The organism is Methylomonas koyamae, from assembly GCF_001644025.1.
Classification (GTDB): Bacteria; Pseudomonadota; Gammaproteobacteria; order Methylococcales; family Methylomonadaceae; genus Methylomonas; species Methylomonas koyamae_A.
The window spans coordinates 1-18109 of the sequence record NZ_LUUK01000180.1 but is presented as its reverse complement, the minus strand read 5'-3'; the positions used below and the strand labels follow the sequence as shown (position 1 = coordinate 18109).

The window sequence follows — 18109 nt, the reverse complement described above, 5'->3', positions numbered from 1 at the left end:
CTTTCGGCGAAGGTTTAGTGAAAATCCCTCGATTTGGCCGCCAGTTCGCTGATCCAGTCGCTCCAATCTTCCAATTTGCCGGCGATCAAATGCAGCACGCCGTCCTGTTGCTGGACGATGCCGGCCACGCCCAGCAAGCGCGCCTTTAATAAGGGTTTGCGCTGAGCCAGCGCGGTTTTCGGCCAGACGATCAAGTTGACTTGGCCGGTTTCGTCTTCCAGGGTTACGAAGGTCACGCCGGCGGCGGTCATCGGTCGTTGCCGGCAAATCACCAGGCCGGCGACCTGGGCGATGCTGCCGTTGCGGCGTTGCCAAAGGCTTTGCGCGGTGATGACGCCTTTCGCGCCTAGCTGTTGTCTTAGCAATGCCAGTGGATGCTCGCGCAAGGTCAGGCCAACGCTGGCGTAATCGGCGACCGTGTCCTGTACCGGCTGCGGGGTTTTTAGCAAGGGCGTGGCTTCGATGATGCGCGGCACGCCGAACACCGGCAAGGGCGCCTCGATGCCGCCGGCCGCCCAGAAGGCTTGATGACGATTGCCGGCCAGCGCTTTCAACGCGTCGGCGGCGGCCAGGGCTTCCAGATCGCGCTTGTCTAGCTTGGCGCGTTCGGCCAGGTCGGCGACCGACTCGAAAGCGCGTTCCGCGCGGGCTGCGCCTATCCGCGTAGCGGCGGCGGCCGACAAGCCCTTGACCTGATTGAAGCCCAGTCTTAACGCCGGCGGATTTATTAGTCCGGCTTTATCGTTTATTGGTATGCCGTTCGAGATGCGCTCTTTGGCTGTGTTCATAACAGGCTTGTCGAAACCTGATGTGCTTCGTCCTTCGACAAGCTCAGGGCGAACGGTATTTAATGGCCGGCGGTCGTGTTCCAGTGCGCAATCCCAAGCGCTATGCCGCACATCGACAGCCCGCACCTCGACGCCGTGGCGGCGGGCGTCCTGTACCAGTTGCGCCGGCGCGTAAAAGCCCATCGGCTGGCTGTTCAGCAAGGCGCAGCAAAATGCCGCCGGATGATGGCACTTCAACCAGGCCGACACGTAGGCCAGCAACGCGAAGCTGGCCGAATGCGATTCCGGAAAGCCGTAATCGCCGAAGCCTTTGATTTGTTGAAAGATGCGCTGGGCGAAGTCGTCGCGGTAGCCGCGTTCGCGCATGCCGGCCAGCAATTTCTGCTCGAAAGGCTCCAGGCCGCCCTTGCGTTTCCAGGCCGCCATCGCCCGGCGCAATTCGTCGGCCTCGCCGGGGGTAAAGCCGGCGGCGACCATCGCGATTTGCATGACCTGTTCCTGAAAAATCGGGATGCCCAGCGTGCGCTCCAGCACTTGCTTGATTTCCGGGCTGGGATAGTCGATGGCTTCTTGGCCGTTGCGCCGCGCCAGATAGGGATGGACCATTTCGCCCTGGATCGGGCCGGGGCGGACGATGGCGATTTCGATGACCAAGTCATAGTAATTGGCGGGTTTCAGGCGCGGCAGCATGCTCATCTGCGCCCGCGATTCGACCTGGAACACGCCGATGCTGTCGGCGCGTTGCAGCATCGCGTACACGGCCGGGTCCTCGGCCGGAATGTCGGCCAGGGTCCAGGCGCGGCCGGTGTATTCGCCCAGATAAGTCAGCGTCTTGCGGATCGCGCTGAGCATGCCCAAGGCCAGCACGTCCACCTTTAGCAAGCCCATCGCTTCCAGATCGTCTTTTTCCCACTGAATCACGGTCCGCTCGGCCATCGCCGCATTTTCGACTGGCACCAGCCGGGTCAGCTCGTCGCGGGCGATCACGAAGCCGCCGACATGCTGCGACAAATGCCTTGGAAAACCACGGATTTGCTCGACCAAGGCGCTCAACTGGCGGATCACCGGGCTGGCGGGATCGAAACCGCAATCGCGCAAGGCTTCCGGCATCAGCTTATAGCCGTCCCAGCGATCGACGTTGCCGGCCAGCCGGTCCAGTTGGCCGGCGTTCAAACCCAGCGCCTTGCCGACGTCGCGCACCGCGCTGCGGCTGCGATAGGTAATCACCGTCGCGGCCAGCGCGGCACGGTGGCGGCCGTATTTGCGGTAGATATATTGAATGACTTCCTCGCGGCGCTCGTGCTCGAAATCGACGTCGATGTCCGGCGGCTCGTTGCGTTCCCGCGATAGAAAACGTTCGAACAGCAGATTCATCCGGCCGGGATCGACTTCGGTAATCCCCAGGCAATAGCAAACTGCCGAATTCGCCGCCGAGCCGCGACCTTGGCAAAGAATGTTTTGGCTTTTGGCAAAGGCGACAATGTCGTGGACGGTCAAAAAGTAGGGCTCGTAGGTCAGATCGGCAATCAAGGCCAACTCGTGCTCGACTTGTTGCCTGACCTTGGCCGGCTCGCCGTGCGGCCAACGTTGTTGCAAGCCGGCTTCGGTCAAATGCCTGAGCCACGAGGCCGGCGTGTAGCCGTCCGGCACCAGTTCGCGCGGATATTCGTAGCGCAGTTCGTCCAGCGAGAATCGGCAGCGGGCGGCGAGTTTGACGGTTTCGTCCAGCCAGGCTTGCGGATAAATCTCGGCCAGCCGTTGCACGGGCCTGAGATGGCGCTCGCCGTTAGCAAACAAGGCATAGCCCAGCTCGGTCAATGGCCGGTTAAGGCGGATCGCGGTCAAGGTATCCTGCAAGCATTGCCGCGAACGGCGGTGCATGTGCACGTCGTTGCAGGCGACGATTGGGATATTCAATTGTTGGCCTAGGTTTTCGGCGGTGGTGATCCATTCCCGGTCGCGACCGGATAAAAACAGCCCGGCGCCTAGCCATAGATCGGTGCCGAACAGACTTTGCAGCCAGCAACCGTCGCCGATTTGCGGCTTAGTCAAGTCCGGCAGCCAGATCGCCAGGCAGTGTGCCGGAAAGTGTTGTGTAAAATCCTTGCGGCTCAACCGGTAGCTGCCTTTGTCGGCCTGACGGCGGGCGAGACTGATCAGATGCGACAGGTTGCCGTAGCCGGTACGGTCGGTCGCCAACAGCAGCAAGCGTAAACCGTCGTCCAGCCGCATTTCGCTGCCGACGATCAAGTCGATGCGGTGTTTTTTGGCCGCCAGATGGGCGCGGACGATGCCGGCCAGCGAACATTCGTCGGTCAAGGCCAGTGCCCGGTAACCCAGGCGGGCGGCTTCGGCGACCAATTCCTCCGGGTGCGAGGCACCGCGCAAAAAGCTGAAATTGGACAAACAATGCAGCTCGGCGAAGGCCGGCGCCTCAGCCGAACAAGCCATGACAATACCAACCGCCATTCGGCTTCAAGTCTTGAAACACCCACAGTTTGCGGCCGGCGCGGTCGTGGGCGATGCGGTAATCGCGGCGGACCGGCGCGCCGTCCCACCAGCCCGATGCGATGCGTTCGCGATCCTGCGCGAAATGCAGCTCGGCCGAATTCATCGGCTTGGGGCTGCTCAATAGCCATAGCGGACGCGGCGGCAGTTCGGCTTGCTCGGCTGCCGATTCTAGACCAAGCACGCCGGCCCGTTCCGGCCTATGCTCGGCGGCGGCGGTCGGATATTGCAAGGCTTGATGGCCCAGCCGGCTTTGCAATTGCTCCAGCGCGCTTTGCCAGTCCTGTTCGCGCGCTTCGTCGTCGAACAAACTAAAGCTGCGCGGCTGGAACGGCACGACGGCTTCGCTGAACAATTTGACCGCCAATACCGGCGCCGGCAGCGGCGTGCGTTCCAGTTTTTCCCGCAGCAAGCGGGCGCAATGCAGCGGGTCGCGGCTGGCGTGGCGCAAGCTTAATTCGACCGGCGTGGCCGGACGCCGGTAGTGTAGCAAGCGCAGTTCGACGGCCTGGACGGCGGCGTCGCGCCGGCGCAGAAACTCGGCCAGTTGCTCGAGCAGTTGTTCGACCGCCGGGAAGAAGTGATCGAGTTTGTCCAGTTCGGCCGGCAGTTCGCGGCCGGCGGCGAAACGCGGCGGGCGGTGGAACTGCTTGGGTAGGCGCGAGTCGTGGCCGGCCAGTGCGTCGAGTCGGCCGAGCAGTTCGGGGCCGTAACGCCGAGCCAAGCCATCGCGCGGCAGCCGCCAGACATCGGCCAGGGTTTGCACGCCGGTCCGCGCCAGGCGTTGCGACAGCTTGGCGTCGAATCCCGCCGCCGCCAGCGGCAACGGGCCGAGCAGGGAGCGCAGTTTGGCCGGTTGCGCGACGACGACTTCCAGATTCAAACGTGCCAGCATTTCGGCGGCCGCCGGCGACGGCGCCAAGGCCAGATGGGCGCGATGGCCGATGCCGGCCAGGGTTTGGCGCAGTTGTTCGCTTAGTGATTCGGCGCCGCCGAACAAACGCAAGCAGCTCGATACTTCCAGCAGCAGGGCTTGCGGCAGGTCGCGGCTGACCCACGGGCTGAAGTCCAACGCGGCATCGGCCAGAAGGTCTAGCGCGATGTGCTCCAATTGCGGGTCGCGGTTTTGTATCTGCAAACCGGGGCAGAGCGCCAGCGCGGCGGCGGGCGTCATGCCGCGTTCGACGCCGGCTAGCCGGGCCGGTGGCGAAACCGCGTACAGCGAGGGCCGGCCCTTGACGGTTTCCTGCAGTGCGCAAGCTAGTCTTGAATCCAGGCCGGCGGCAGTCAAGGCCAGGTCGGGGAAATAGGCGCACACCCAGAGTTTGGGTCGATGGGCGGCGGGCGCGACTTCGCTGTGCCGGGGCGGTAAATATCTGGGTGCTAGGGCGCGGGCGGTGGCGGCCATCAGATTGCCAACAGCAAATCCAGTTGGCGCAGACTGCCGCGCGCCTTGGCTATCCGCAGTCGCAAGCCGCCGCTTTCGCGCCGTAAGGCTAGTTGCAATGCGGCGTGGCGGGCTTGCGCGGCGTGACCGACCGCGAACAGCACCGCCAGCGCGTTACCGGCCTCGGCGGCTAATTGTAAGCGGCGGGTTTGGTGCGCGGCCAGCGGCCGTTTGGGCCAGGCCAAGGCCATGCCGCAGCCGCCGCTACGGAGTAGGACTTCCAAGGCCCACGGCAGATCGGCGGCTTCGGGGCAGGCGACGACCAGCAATTGCCCGAGCTCGACGCCGGCCTGCTGCAAGCCCGGTGCGTAAGCTTGGTAGGGCGGCGCCAACCAGACGATACGCCGGCCTTGTCGGCTCAGCGAGGCCATCGCCGGCAGCAGCAACGGCAATTCGCCGACGCCGACCTGGGGCAGCTGCCAATGCATTAACGCGCCGCTCGGCCAGCCGCCGCCGGGCAACAGCGCGTCCAATTCGGCAAAACCGGTGGCGATGCCGTTGGCCGAGTCGGTTTGCAGGCCGCGCCAGATTTGGTCTTGGCCGCGCAGTAGTTGTTCCAGTACCGGCTTCATGGCAAGTCGCGGCGGATCACGCCGACGACCACGCCTTCGATGCTCAGCGTGTCGCGTTCCAGATCGACGGTCAGTACCGCGAAATCGGGGTTGGCCGGCTCCAAAAAGGCTTTATTGCCGTCCAGGCGCAGGCGTTTGACGGTGGCTTCGTCGCCGATGCGGGCGACGACGATTTGGCCGTTGTCGGCAGTCGGCGTCCGTCGCACCGCCAGCAGGTCGCCGTCGAGGATGCCGGCGTCGCGCATGCTCATACCGTGTACCCGCAACAGGTAGTCGGCGCGGTCGCGAAACAGCTCCGGGCCGAGCCGGCAATAGTCTTCGATATGCTCCTCGGCCAGTATCGGTTTACCGGCGGCGACTCTGCCCACCAGCGGCAGGCCGGCTTCGGCGGCAGGTTTTAACAAACGAATGCCGCGCGACGCCGACGGCACCAGTTCGATCGCGCCCTTGCGCGCCAGGGCCTGTAAGTGGCCGCGTATGCTATTGGTCGAGCGCACGCCGAACGCGGCGGCGATCTCGGCGATGGTCGGCGGAAAGCCGTCCTCGCCGAGGCGGCGCTCGATGAAGTCGAGGATGGTTTGCTGGCGGTCGGTTAATGGTTTCATGCTGTTTTTATATACACTGCTTTTATAAGCAGTATAGTGGTTTTTTATCAGCGGATTCAAGTCGGCAAATCGGGTTAGCGGGGGCGATCGGGATTGGCCGGTATGCTCGAGCCGAGAGCCGAGTCGCGGCGGGAAAACGTTTTGGTAGATGCGGATTTCCGGGCGTTTACGCCGGCGTTGTCCAGTTGAGCGGCGACTGCCGGCCCGAGGCACCCATGTCGGGCCGGCGACTTTAAAAGCATAGAGTGGTTGGGGAAATCGGCGCTAAAGGCTAAGCTTATGTAAACCGGCAAATCGCGCCCATTTATTTCTCCAACCGTTTTATTGCATGTTTTGTCCGAATAGAAGCCCAAAAAGCCGTACCCTGTTGATGCTGCGCTATTTGGCGATTTTATTGGCTTTGCAAATCGTCGTCGCGTTGGCGCCGTTGCCGGATGGCTGGAAGGGAATCGCCAATTACGCGCCGCTGCATACGCTGTTGGAAACCTTATCCATCGTCGTGTCGGCGCTGGTGTTCGCGGTCGGCTGGAGCGTTTACCAGCGCGAGCGCTCCGGCAATTTGATGTTGCTGGCGTGTTGTTTTGCCGGTGTCGCGCTGTTGGACGTGCTGCATACCTTGTCGTATCAGGGCATGCCCGATTTTGTGACGCCGAGCGATCCGCAAAAGGCGATCGATTTTTGGCTGGCGGCGCGCGGCTTGGCCGCGCTGGCCTTATGCTCGGTCACCGTTTTACCGAATTGGGACTTACAACGAACCAACGGGCGTTGGTGGATGTTGGCCGGCGTGCTCGCCGCGGTGGCCGGGGCGGCTTGGGTAGTGCTGTTCCACGCCGATTGGGTACCGGAAACTTTCGTGCCTGGCGTCGGCCTGACTGGGTTCAAGCGGATCAGCGAATACGGTTTGATAGCGGTTTATCTGGCGCTGGCCTTGGGTTTGTACCGGCGCGGCCTGTATCCGCAGAGTTACGACGTGCAGGGCTTGGCCGGCGCGGCCGTGGTGATGGCGCTCAGCGAAATTTTCTTCACGCTGTATGCCGACGTGACCGACATCTTCAACTTATTCGGCCACCTCTATAAAACCGTTGCCTACGGCATGATTTATCGCGCGGTTTTCATGAATTGCGTCGAAATTCCCTACCACCGTCTTTATCAATCCAAGCAAGCCCTGGCGGCCAGCGAAGCCAAGTTCCACGCCATCATCGACGCATCGCCGATTGCATATTTGTTATACGACGGTCGGAACCATATTGCTTACTTGAATCCGGCTTTCGTCGAAACCTTCGGTTACAGCCGAACTGAGTTGCTGGAATGGGAAGATTGGTGGCGGAAGGCGTTTCCGGATGCCGAATACCGGCGGATGGTCCGGAGCGATTGGGAAGAACGTGCCCAGTTGGTTCTGAGTGGCGGTCACGGGTTTCCGTCGATGGAACTGGACGTCGTCTGCAAAAACGGCGCTAAAAAAATCGTGTTAGTCAATTTGGTGGCATTGAGCGCGGATCTGGCCGGGCATCAGGTCGTCATATTGTCCGACATCACCGAGCGCGTGCGGGCGCTCGACGTGATCTGGAAACAAGCCCATTTGGATCCGTTGACCGAATTGCCCAACCGCAGTCTGTTTTTGAGCAAATTGGCGCAAGAGTCGGCGGCGGCCGCCAAATCGGGTTTGCGGATGGCCTTGTTGTTTATCGATTTGGACCGGTTTAAGGACGTCAACGACACGCTGGGCCATTTCATGGGCGATATTTTGTTGCGGGAAGCCGCGCGGCGCCTGCGGCAAGCCTTGCCCGAGGCGTTGACGCTGTCCCGCATCGGCGGCGACGAATTTACCGTGATCATTGGCGGTATGAAGGAAAAACCGGAGGTCGAGGCGATTGCCCGGATCGTGTTGCGCGGTCTGGCCGAACCGTTTCGTTTGGGCGACGACACCGTCTATTTGTCGGCCAGTATCGGGATTGCGTTTTATCCGGACGATGCCAGGAAAAGCGACGAGTTGTTGAAAAATGCCGATCAGGCGCTTTACGAAGCCAAAAAGCGCGGCCGGGACCGTTTCAGTTATTTCACCAGCGAATTGCAGCAACGCGCCCAAGTACGCTTGCGCTTATTGAGCGAATTGCACGCGGCCTTGCGCAAAGACCAATTCGAGGTTTACTACCAACCTATCGTCGATATGGCGACGCTAAAAATCGTCAAGGCGGAAGCCTTGTTGCGCTGGCGTCATCCGGCGTTGGGGATGGTGAGCCCGGCCGAATTCATCCCGCTGGCCGAGGAAACCGGCTTGATTGTGGACATCGGCGAATGGGTGTTCGACACCGTGTTGCAACAAGCGGCGATCTGGCGAAGGCTTTACGATCCCGAGTTTCAAGTCAGCATCAACAAATCGCCGGTTCAGTTTCTCAGTGCCCGTTACGATTACAAGCGCTGGCCGGAAGATTTAGCGCGGATGGGCATCAGCGGCGCGGCGATGGTCGTCGAAATCACCGAAAGCCTTTTGCTCGACGCCAACGATATCGTGCGCGAACAGCTGCAAGCGTTTCATGCCGCCGGCATTCAGGTGGCCTTGGACGATTTCGGTACCGGCTACTCGTCCTTGACCTATTTGAAGAAATTCGACATCGACTATATCAAGATCGATCAAGCCTTCGTCCGAACCTTGCCCGTGAATGCCAGCGACATGGCGGTTTGCGAGGCCATCGTCGCGATGGCGCATAAATTGGGGATACTGGTGGTCGCGGAAGGCATAGAAACCGGCGAGCAGCTGGCGCTGTTGCAAAAAATCGGCTGCGATTTCGGTCAAGGTTACCACTTCGCCAAGCCGATGCCGGCCAACGGTCTGACGGCGATATTCGAAAAAGCGCCGGGCGAACCGAGCAACTTCGCGGATGCGGCAGGCGTTGCATGGCTAGAGCAAACCGCTGCCGGCGAATGTGATCGCGAGCCATGAGGGTGCGTTAATGGCCCTGGCTCGACGAGAACAGTGAAGCAGCTGGATTGCAGCCGGCGGCGGCGCGGGCCGGAATTGAATGGCGTGCGCCTAGATCGGAGCAGGTTCCCAGGACTGGCCGAAGCGCGTGACGCGATTGCGGCCGTTGGCTTTGGATGAGTATAGCGCGCTGTCGGCCGCCTCGATCAATTCGCCGCCGGATTGGGCATCCTCGGGATAGCTGGCGACACCGAAGGAGGCGGTCAGCGCTATCGGCGTGCTTTTCCAGGCCACGCGTTGCTCGGCCAGGCATTGTCTCAGGTACTCGGCGCGCTCGCGGGCCACTTCGACGGGCGTGTCGGGCATCAACAATAAAAACTCTTCGCCGCCGTAACGGCAGATGATGTCGCTAGATCTGGCGTGTTGCCGCATCAGATCGGCCAGATGTTTTAACGCGGCATCGCCGCCGGGATGGCCGTAACGGTCGTTGACCGATTTGAAAAAATCCAGATCGGCAATCACCGCGCTGACCGGATAGCCGTGCCGGGCGGCCAGCGCGATGGTCCGGTCCAGGTTTTCGGCTAAAAACAAACGATTGTAAAGCCCGGTCAGCGCATCGTGTAGGGCTTGGTCGCGCAGCCGCGTTTGCAAGGCCTCGATTTCCCGCTCCGCTCCGAGCCGCTCGGTAATGTCCGCCCAAACCGCGATCAGCGCCGGACGGCCGCCAATATCCAGCGGCGCCTTCCCCGACATTTCGACGTTGATGATCCGACCATCCTTGCGCACGGCCCGAGTCGTAAAGGTCAGTTGCTGGAATTCCCCGTTCAATGCGCGGCGAATCACGTCCAAAACCTGGGGCAAGTCTTCGGCCGGGGTAATGTCGGCCGGACCGAGTTTCAGAATTTCCTCGACGCTATAGCCCAGAATTTCGGCGAACTTCGGGTTGGCGTAGTGAAAGCGTTGATCGATCGTCATTGAAATGCCGACCAGGGATTGATCGAGCACGCAGTGAAATTTTTGTTCCGCTTCGCTCAGCGCGCGGTTGATGGCCCGGTTTTCTGCCAGCGCTGCTTCCAATTCCTGAGTGCGGCGCCGCACCAAGTCTTCCAGCATCACCGTTGCCTGGACTTGATCGAAATAGGAGTTTCCCAAATCGCCGCTGTGTTCGACCCGGTCCATCAGGACTTGGACGACTTTGTTCAAGCGGGCGATTTCAGCCTGCAAAGCCGGGAGGCTGGGATTGGCGTTTGGGTCAGTCATGTTCGGATGCGGTAGCCGGAGCGCCGATCGCCACGGCCGCGAAGGTTTGGTTGATGTGGATACCGCGAAACTGTTCGCCGTAGGTGTGAAAGCCGACCACGCGGTTGTCGGTCATCAAGCGGTTCAAGTCATCGAGCTGATCGGCGGCGGCAACTTCCAGTTTTCGCAGGATGCAATCGCAGCCGAGCGTCACCAGCGGCTGGCCGATGACTTGACGGACGCGACCGAAGGCCGCCGCCAAATTTTCCAGCAAGTTTTCGCCTTGAGCGATGCGCAACACCAAGCCTTCCTCGATCGCGCAGTAAAAGGTCAAGCTGCGGTCCGGATTGGCGCGTTGCAGGCCGCGCACGTAATAACTGCCGTCGATCTTGACGACGACCGGATATGCGGCGAACAACGCCGGCGTGAGTTGGTCCAGCGGATAGCCGATCAGTCGCGCGTACTCTTCGGCGGCCGGCAGACCGTTGATTTCGTGGACGGTGCGTCGGCCGATGTCGGCGGCGGTGACCACCATCCTGTGCTCGGACGGTAAGAAGTGTTGAGTCCGGTAAGCGTACACCGGCAGCGTGGTGCTGATTAACAGCATGACCGCGTGGTTCGGGTGGAACGCACCTCCCCAATAAACCCACGTATCCTGAAACCTCAAACCGTCGCCGGCCGAACCGCCGACCAGCGGAATGTTGCCGAGCATCCGTTGAATGTCCAGGGCGACCGGTTCTTCTTTCAAAGACAGACCGTCTATCAATAAAAAACCGAAACTGTTGGACGAACAGGCGTACGGTGCCAAATCCAATAGCGCGTTCAACCGAGATTGGGCGAAGTCCTTGGTTTGCTCGGCGGACAGACTCCGTAAGTCGCCGAGCAGGCCGCCGACGGCGCTGCACACCGATGCAGAGAAGCCGACGCCGACCAGACTGCGTTCGCAAAGCCCGGCTGGTCCGATTTCGCCGGCCGTCGTGCAACCGACGACCGGCAGGTCCTTAAACGCCAACGATAATGCGGCTGCCAGCGCCGTTAGGTCGTAATCGGCCGAACAAAAAAATATCACGGCGGCCAGCCGTTCCTGAACCAGGCCGGCATGTAGCTCGTTGACCGCCGTTGTCGGGTCGACGGCACTCGAATGGGCGATACGAATAGGCATGGCTGGGCTGGGCATGGAGCGATTTCGTGTGTCTGTGATGGCTTACAAGCGAATTTTATCGTATCGCCGCCGACGAAGCTCGATACAGCTATCGAGAGGGCGACGGCTGTCGTAAAAGACCTTGAAATTTTGGGCCGTAAGTCCGTTTATCGGCTAAGGCGAATTCCAGTATAACGTTGCGCATTCCGGTCGCCGTAACCGAATGGATAGTCGGAGAAGAGGTTTTTTGGAACTTGCCGTTCCCGAGATCCAGTTGCGGCACGGCGGGGGCGTGCGGACTGGCGCGTTGACGCAGGCGCCAAGTCAAGAGGTCGACCAAGGGCGCTACAACACCGTGGCTGAAGCAGCGCTCCGAATTGGTAGTCGTTAACGGTTTTTGGGTGGGGTTTTAGCCAAACTAACGCCATCGTTAACGACAAAGAGGTGACGCTGATGTGTGGAAAATTCGGTGGCAACGAAGTGGAAAGCCTGCAAAACATGATGTCGATGGCCGTACATCTGGTCATCGCCGATACCTTCGATTTGGATGTGGACGACGTTTCTTTGGATAGCGATCTACAAAACGATCTGGGTATGGATGCCGACTTGCGGGATAAGCTGGATAGCTCGATCATGGAAATGTTTAACCAACTTCATCTGGACTTCAGCCGTATCAAAACGGTGGCTGACGTGGTAAAGCAAGTTGTCACGCTACATTGAGTTCGCTGCTAGTTCGTAAAAAAGCCGGGGAACCCCGGCTTTTTTGGGGCAGAAAATGGCCGGCGATGGTTCCAAGATGTATCTCAGACGGGCAGGCTTTTGACAATATCCAGTACCGCTTGCGCGTGTCCATCCGGGCTAACGCCGTACATGGCTTCGAGCAACTTGCCGTCCTTGCCGATAATGAAGGTCGAGCGGACGATCTTCCACTTTTTGATGCCGTCTTTTTCGACTTCCTGCCAGGTACCGTAACTGTCGCACAGCGCACCGTCGGTATCGGCCAATAATTGCACGTTCAGCCCGTATTTGGCGATGAAGGCCCGGTGGCTCTCGCAGTCGTCCTTACTGACGCCGACGATGACGGTATTAGCCGCCGCAAACTCGGCGGCAAGCGCGGTGAAGTCGTTGGCTTCTATCGAGCAGCCAGGCGTATCGTCCTTGGGGTAAAAATACAGCACCACAGTCTTTTCGCCCTGGTAATCCGACAGATAGATCATTTTATTGTCTTGATTTACGGCACGGAAAAACGGCGCTTCCTGGTTTTTTTCTAATAATTGCGACATGGGTTTTCTCCTGTTGTACGGGGCGAATTCGAACTGGCGGATTGGATTGGTCCGGCTATCGGGACCAACGCCGGCCGCGCCGGCCGGAAAGCCAATCCCGGCGACCCGCGGCTGGCGTCGATTATGGACCAAGCGCCGGACGAGCTTCTACCACAAAATTGCTGGGACTAAGTGCCGCGGTTGTTTGCCGGCCAAAGGCTAAGCCGCGCCGAGCACGCCGGCCGCTAAGCCCAAAGTTCGTCCACTTGTCCGTCGTGGCCGCAAAATACCGCACCAGTCAAGCCGTTGAATATGCCGTGTTCGACGATACCGGGAATGCCGTTCAGCCGTTCGTTCAGGGTTTTGGCGTCCAGCGTGGAATCGAACACCACATCCAACACCAGGCTGCCGTATGAGGTGACGACCAAGCCGTCGCCGTTGGCGGTTTGCCGCAAGCTACCGTGCCCGCCGATCGCCGCCACGCTGCGTTGTACCAGCTTCCAGGCGAACGGCATCACTTCGATTGGAATCGGAAAGTTCTCGCCGATGCGTTTGACGCGCTTGCTGGCGTCGATCAATACCAGAAACGAATCGCAGGCCTTGGCCAGCAACTTTTCGCGTACCAAATCGTAACCGCGGCCTTTCAATAGCGTCAGATCGGGGGCGACTTCGTCGGCACCGTCCACGTACAAGTCCAGGTGTTCCAGATGGTCGATCGCGATCAGCGGCAAATCGAGTTGACGGGCCTTGATCGTGCTGACCGTCGAACTGGCCACGGCGCTGAATTTCAGGCCTTCCTGGGTGCGGCGCCGCGCGAGTTCCTCGATGAACAGATTGGCGGTGGAGCCGGTGCCCAGGCCGACGATCATGCCGTTTTGCACGTGTTGAGCAGCATGTTGGGCGACGCGTTGTTTGTCGTTCATGGTTCTGCCTTTGGGATGGTCGAAAAACGGGGTGACGCGAAAACCGGCCGTCAAGTTCCGGGGCCGGATTATTCTTCCAGCTTATGGACTCGGGCTTCCAGCGCTTTGAATTTTTGCAGCAATTCCGGCAGTTTGGCCAGGGCCGCCAATTCTTTCCAGGCGACCTTGCGATCCTTGGCCGGACTGCCGAATACTTGGGCGCCCGGCTCGATGTCGCCGGAGATGCCGCTACGGGCCATCACGACGGCGCGGGCGCCGATTTTGACGTGATCGGCGACGCCGGTACTGCCGGCCAGGATCGCGCCGTCTTCTATCGTGCAGGAACCGGAAATGCCGGATTGTCCGCAGATGATGACGTTGCGGCCGACGATGTTGTTATGGCCGAGCTGGACCAAGTTGTCGATTTTGCTGCCGGCGCCGATTCGGGTCGGCCCCAAGGCGCCCCGGTCGATACAGGTGTTGGCGCCGATTTCGACGTGGTCCTCGATTTCGACGTGACCTACATGAGGCACCTTGACGTGTTGGTTGTCGCGGAATTTATAGCCGAATCCGTCGGCGCCGATCACCGCGCCGGCGTGAATAATCACGTGATTGCCGATGACGCTGTTGTCGTAAATCACCGCGTTGGGGTGGATATGGCAGTGTTTGCCTATCGCCACGTGATTGCCGATGCGGGCGCCGGCTTCGACGGTACTGCTGTCGCCGACGCTGCTGTTTTGACCTATCGTCGCGAACGGACCGACGTGAACGTTGTAACCCAGGGTCGCGGTGTCGGCCAGCACGGCGTGTTCGGACACCTGGCGTTTGAATACCGGCTCCGGATGCAGCAGTTTCACGGCGTTCAGAAAGCTGATTTCCGGGTCCTGGCAAACCAGCAGGGTCAGGCCGGCCGGCATTTCGGCGTCGATCAGGGCTTCGGCGATGAAGCAGGCCGAGGCCTGGGTGTCTTTCAGATGTTTCTTGTATTTGCCGTCGCTGAGGACGGTGACTTGGTGAGCTTGAGCCGACATGATGTCGGCGGCGGAATGGATGGATTGAGTGGCATCGCCGCCTTGCGCTCGAGCGTCGCAACGACTGGCCAGTTCCGTGATAAGCATGCGTTTTCCTATTTCCAAATGCCAATGATATGAGTGAAGTCGTCGGTCCAGGGTTGCAAGCCGAACGACAGCGGCAATTTCTGCCAATGCCCGAGCCGGCTTTGTTGCAGTTTTGCCAAGCGCTCGGGATGTTTCGCGATCACCACCCAGTCGGTGGCAATCACCAGAGGGACATCGGTTTCCGGCTGAAATTCCTGGAGCAGGCCGGCCAGATGCAGTTGGTTAACGTGATCGGCCAGGACTTTCTTCAGGGCCAAATGACGGTTGGTGATGTGAAATGCCAGCAAACCGTCGTCCTTCAGCTTGCTGAAGTATAGCTGCAAAGCCTCGCGGGTCAGCAAGTGGGTGGGGACCGCGTCTGAGCTAAAAGCGTCCATGATCAGCAGATCGAAGCTGGCGTCGGCTTCCTTGGCCAGCGACAAACGGGCGTCGCCGACGACCATCGCCGCCTGCTTGGCGCAACGTTCCAAGTAATGAAACCAGGTCGGGTCTTGCGCGACCGAAACCACCAGCGGGTCGATTTCGTAGAACGACCAACTTTGGCCTTCCTTGGCGTAGCAGGCCAGCGCGCCGGCGCCCAGGCCGACCGCGCCGATCCGCCAGCGCGGATTTTCGGCGTCGAATTCGGCGAACACCTGGCCGATCGGCCCGGGCCGGCTGTAGTAGGTTAGCGGCGTGGTGATTTGCGCCGGAATCAAGCGTTCGGCGCCGTGTTTGGTGGTGCCGTGGTAAAGTTCGCGGACTTTTTCCGGCTTTTGGTTTTCGTCGGGGATCACGGTATCGCGCACCGACAGCACGCCGAAAAACGTCCGTTCCTGATACAACACGTTCGATGCCATGCCGTGCAGACCCAGCGTGAACAGCAGCAGTACCGCCGTCAGCGTGCCCAGCGCCAACGGGCTGTGGCGCAACGCATAACTGATGCCGGCCAGCAGAATCAGCGCGCCGCCGATCAGGTCCAGATAGTCGAACAATTGTTCGGTCGAAAAATAGACGGCCAGCCCGGCAACCAGAATCAGTAACGGGAACAGCAGTTGCAAGGGCCAGCGGCCGTTCAACAAGCCGGGCCGCAATAGTAGCGCCGCGACGATCATGATCGGGTATTCGTAAACCGCATCGAACAAAAACGGCGCGACGAAGGTGTTGAACAAGCCGCCCAGCATGCCGGCGAAGGACATCACCAGATAAAATCGGGTCAGGAATTGGGGGTGGGGCCGGCTGCGCGCCAATTCGCCGTGGCAGACCATGACCGCCAGGAAGAATGCGATCAGGTGCAGAATCAAATCCAGCCAATAAGGCAGCGTGGCCGGATTGATAAACGAATAGGCGATGAACACCGTCAACACCGCCGGTTGCGCGGCCAGCATCCACGGCCGGATGCGCTCCGCCCAGCTACCGAATACCAGGATGAAGGACAGCAAATACAGGGTTAGTGGGACGATCCACAGCAACGGCACCGCGGCGATGTCGGTACTGATGAACTGAGTCAGACCCAGCAATAGGCTGGAAGGCACCAAGGCCAGGGCGGCCCAATGCAGTTGTTGCCAGCGGCTCGGCGGCGTCAGGGTTTCGTCGATGCTGGGCGCTTCCAGTTGGTCTTCGGATTGGTTGCGCCAATAGCCGGCCGCGCAGAACAGGATGCAGGCGCACAGCAGCAGATAGCCGCCGCTCCAGACCAGACGCTGGTTAGCCAGGCCGATGTTGGGTTCGATTAAAAACGGATAGCTCAGCAAGGCCAGCAAACTGCCGGCGTTGCTGGCGGCGTACAGATAATACGGATCGCCGCTGCTGCGATGACCGCAGCGGGAAAACCAACTTTGCAGCAACGGCGCGGTCGTCGAGATCACGAAAAACGGCAGGCCGATCGCCAGAAACAAGGTCCAGACCAACCACCAGGCCGGATTGCCGGCGGTGGGCGGGCTGGGGTTGTCCGGCAGCGCCACCGGCAGCGCGAACACGCTGAAGATCATCAAGGCGGTATGGATCTGAATCTGGCGCTGCGCGCCTTGCCGGGCCGTCAGCCAATGCGCGTAGAGGTAGCCGCAGAACAGCAGGGTTTGGTAAAACACCATGCAGGTGTTCCACACCGCAGGCGTGCCGCCGAGCAAGGGCAACAACAGTTTGCCGAACATCGGCTGCAGCACGAACATCAGCAATGCGCTGATGAATAGCGTCGCGGCGAACGCGATAACCGGCGAAATGAGGGTGGGGCGGGTGGTTTGAGGCGCTGAGTTCATCGTTATTATTGTCGGGGTTGGCCGAACCGGGCGGGCCAATGATAAAGCATTTGCGCCGGCTTGTGGCTCGCGCTTGGACTCCGCTCGACAGGAGACCCCGAGCCTGCGCGCGGCTTTTTACCCGAATTTACATTATATTGACTGGGATTTACCGATGCCGTGGGCATACTGTTGTTTACCCGTATTTAAATTTTGGCAGTTGCATGTTGTTATCAAATGAATAGGAAATTCGCTGCGATGAAACCAAATTCACGCCGGTCGATAGGCTGGTTCGAACCCTCCGCGACCGGTTTACGAATCGCGGTTTGCCTGCTGTTGTGTGTGTTACTGGTCGCCTGCGGTTCGCGGCCGTTGCCGCCCAGCCAGGTAGAGCAAGCCGAAAAACTGGAAAAAGTTTTGCTGGACGGCGGCTACCGGCCGGCGCGACGTTTCGAGATCGAAACCGGCCGCGAAGTCTGGCATCACGATGGCCGCGATTTGGACGTATCGATTACGGTACCCACCGCGCCGGGCCGTTACCCGCTGATCGTGTACCTGCCGGCCTTGGGCGAGGATGCCGGCGGCGGCCGCTTATGGCGCGAATTCTGGGCCAAAGCCGGTTACGCGGTATTTTGCATGCAGCCGGTGGCGATAGGGCAAGCCTTGCGCGAATTGAACCGGCCGCGCGGCGGACCGCGTCCCGGCACCGCCAACGATATGGGCCCGCCGGATGACGAGGACGGCGAGGCAGCGGGGATGTTCGGCGGCTGGTTTGGCGGCGGACCCGATCCGGAAGATGGTACCCAGCCCGACGACGAGGACGACAGCGATCGGCCGGAGGACAAACGCCGTCCGTCCAAGGCGGCTCGCAGCAGCGAATTACGTTATCTCGGCCACGAGTATTTCGCCGCCGAACATTTGCCCGGTCGAGTCGCCGACTTGGCCTGGGCTTACCAGCAGCTTCGAACCCGGGCCGGTTTGGGGCAGCGTCTGTACGCGGCCGCCGACGTCGATAAACTGGTGTTGGCCGGATACGATTTGGGCGCGCAAACCGTCAGCGCGGTACTCGGCGAAAATTTCGGCGTCGAGTTGCCGGGTAGGCAAGAGTTGCGGCCCGTGGCCGGGATACTCTTGAGTCCTTCGGTGGATTTGGCGACCGGCAATGTCCGTAGCCGTTTTCAACCAATTTCCTCGCCGTTGCTGGCAGTCACCGGCAGCGAGGATGACGACTCCTATGCCATCGGCGCGGCCGGTGCTCGGTTATCGGTGTGGGAGCACGCGCGGCCGGGCGGCAAGTACTTGTTAGTGCTGACCGAGGCTAGCCATCAATTGCTGGCCGGCGCCGGCATAGGCTTCGGCCGGGGCCAGCGCGGCGGTTCGGGCGGCGGACC

Annotated in this window: 13 protein-coding genes; 3 read left to right on the top strand and 10 right to left on the bottom strand. The window is 60.5% G+C overall.

The features are described from left to right. Positions 1–14: 14 nt before the first annotated feature. From A1355_RS15725 to lexA, 4 genes are read right to left on the bottom strand one after another with little or no spacing between them, the layout of a single operon-like run. Positions 15–3239, bottom strand: a complete 3225-nt coding sequence (locus tag A1355_RS15725; RefSeq protein ID WP_064029853.1) for an error-prone DNA polymerase — start codon at positions 3237–3239, stop codon at positions 15–17. Further along, entirely contained in the window at positions 3223–4704 is a 1482-nt protein-coding gene (locus A1355_RS15720; protein ID WP_064029851.1) for a Y-family DNA polymerase, read from the bottom strand. The genes A1355_RS15725 and A1355_RS15720 overlap by 17 nt, the downstream gene beginning before the upstream one ends. Then, positions 4704–5315, bottom strand: a complete 612-nt coding sequence (gene imuA, locus A1355_RS15715; protein ID WP_064029850.1) for a translesion DNA synthesis-associated protein ImuA — start codon at positions 5313–5315, stop codon at positions 4704–4706. The genes A1355_RS15720 and imuA overlap by 1 nt, the downstream gene beginning before the upstream one ends. Beyond that, positions 5312–5920, bottom strand: coding sequence for a transcriptional repressor LexA (lexA, locus tag A1355_RS15710; RefSeq protein ID WP_064029881.1), 609 nt, complete (start codon positions 5918–5920; stop codon positions 5312–5314). Before lexA ends, imuA begins: the two co-directional genes overlap by 4 nt. A 328-nt stretch (positions 5921–6248) precedes the next feature. Between lexA and A1355_RS15705 the strand changes: the two genes are divergently transcribed. Next, positions 6249–8861 carry an EAL domain-containing protein gene (locus tag A1355_RS15705; protein ID WP_064029848.1) on the top strand — a complete coding sequence of 871 codons (2613 nt, stop codon included), beginning with the start codon at positions 6249–6251 and terminating at the stop codon, positions 8859–8861. A gap of 90 nt (positions 8862–8951) precedes the next feature. Here the strand turns inward: A1355_RS15705 and A1355_RS15700 are convergent, their stop codons facing one another. Further along, entirely contained in the window at positions 8952–10100 is a 1149-nt protein-coding gene (locus A1355_RS15700) for a GGDEF domain-containing protein (protein ID WP_064029846.1), read from the bottom strand. After that, positions 10093–11256 carry an FIST N-terminal domain-containing protein gene (locus A1355_RS15695; RefSeq protein ID WP_064029844.1) on the bottom strand — a complete coding sequence of 388 codons (1164 nt, stop codon included), beginning with the start codon at positions 11254–11256 and terminating at the stop codon, positions 10093–10095. Before A1355_RS15695 ends, A1355_RS15700 begins: the two co-directional genes overlap by 8 nt. A 417-nt stretch (positions 11257–11673) precedes the next feature. Here A1355_RS15695 and A1355_RS15690 point away from each other — a divergent pair, with 417 nt between their 5' ends. Beyond that, entirely contained in the window at positions 11674–11940 is a 267-nt protein-coding gene (locus tag A1355_RS15690) for a hypothetical protein (RefSeq protein ID WP_157197909.1), read from the top strand. Between the two features lie 83 nt (positions 11941–12023). Here A1355_RS15690 and A1355_RS15685 read toward each other — a convergent pair whose 3' ends face one another. The 4 genes from A1355_RS15685 to A1355_RS15670 form a co-directional block, all read right to left on the bottom strand. Further along, the gene (locus tag A1355_RS15685) at positions 12024–12503 is read right to left on the bottom strand and encodes a peroxiredoxin (protein ID WP_064029879.1); all 480 of its coding nucleotides are present in this window, start codon (positions 12501–12503) and stop codon (positions 12024–12026) included. Between the two features lie 224 nt (positions 12504–12727). Further along, positions 12728–13405 (bottom strand): ribose-5-phosphate isomerase RpiA, encoded by a 678-nt coding sequence (gene rpiA / locus A1355_RS15680; RefSeq protein WP_064029840.1) that lies wholly within the window; start codon positions 13403–13405, stop codon positions 12728–12730. Between the two features lie 68 nt (positions 13406–13473). Further along, positions 13474–14502 (bottom strand): UDP-3-O-(3-hydroxymyristoyl)glucosamine N-acyltransferase, encoded by a 1029-nt coding sequence (gene lpxD / locus A1355_RS15675; protein ID WP_064029837.1) that lies wholly within the window; start codon positions 14500–14502, stop codon positions 13474–13476. Positions 14503–14510: 8 nt separating this feature from the next. After that, positions 14511–16739 (bottom strand): spermidine synthase, encoded by a 2229-nt coding sequence (locus A1355_RS15670; protein WP_064029835.1) that lies wholly within the window; start codon positions 16737–16739, stop codon positions 14511–14513. 237 nt (positions 16740–16976) lie between these two features. Between A1355_RS15670 and A1355_RS15665 the strand changes: the two genes are divergently transcribed. Beyond that, the coding region (locus tag A1355_RS15665) for a hypothetical protein (protein ID WP_197471827.1) at positions 16977–18109 on the top strand (1133 nt) is incomplete at its 3' end.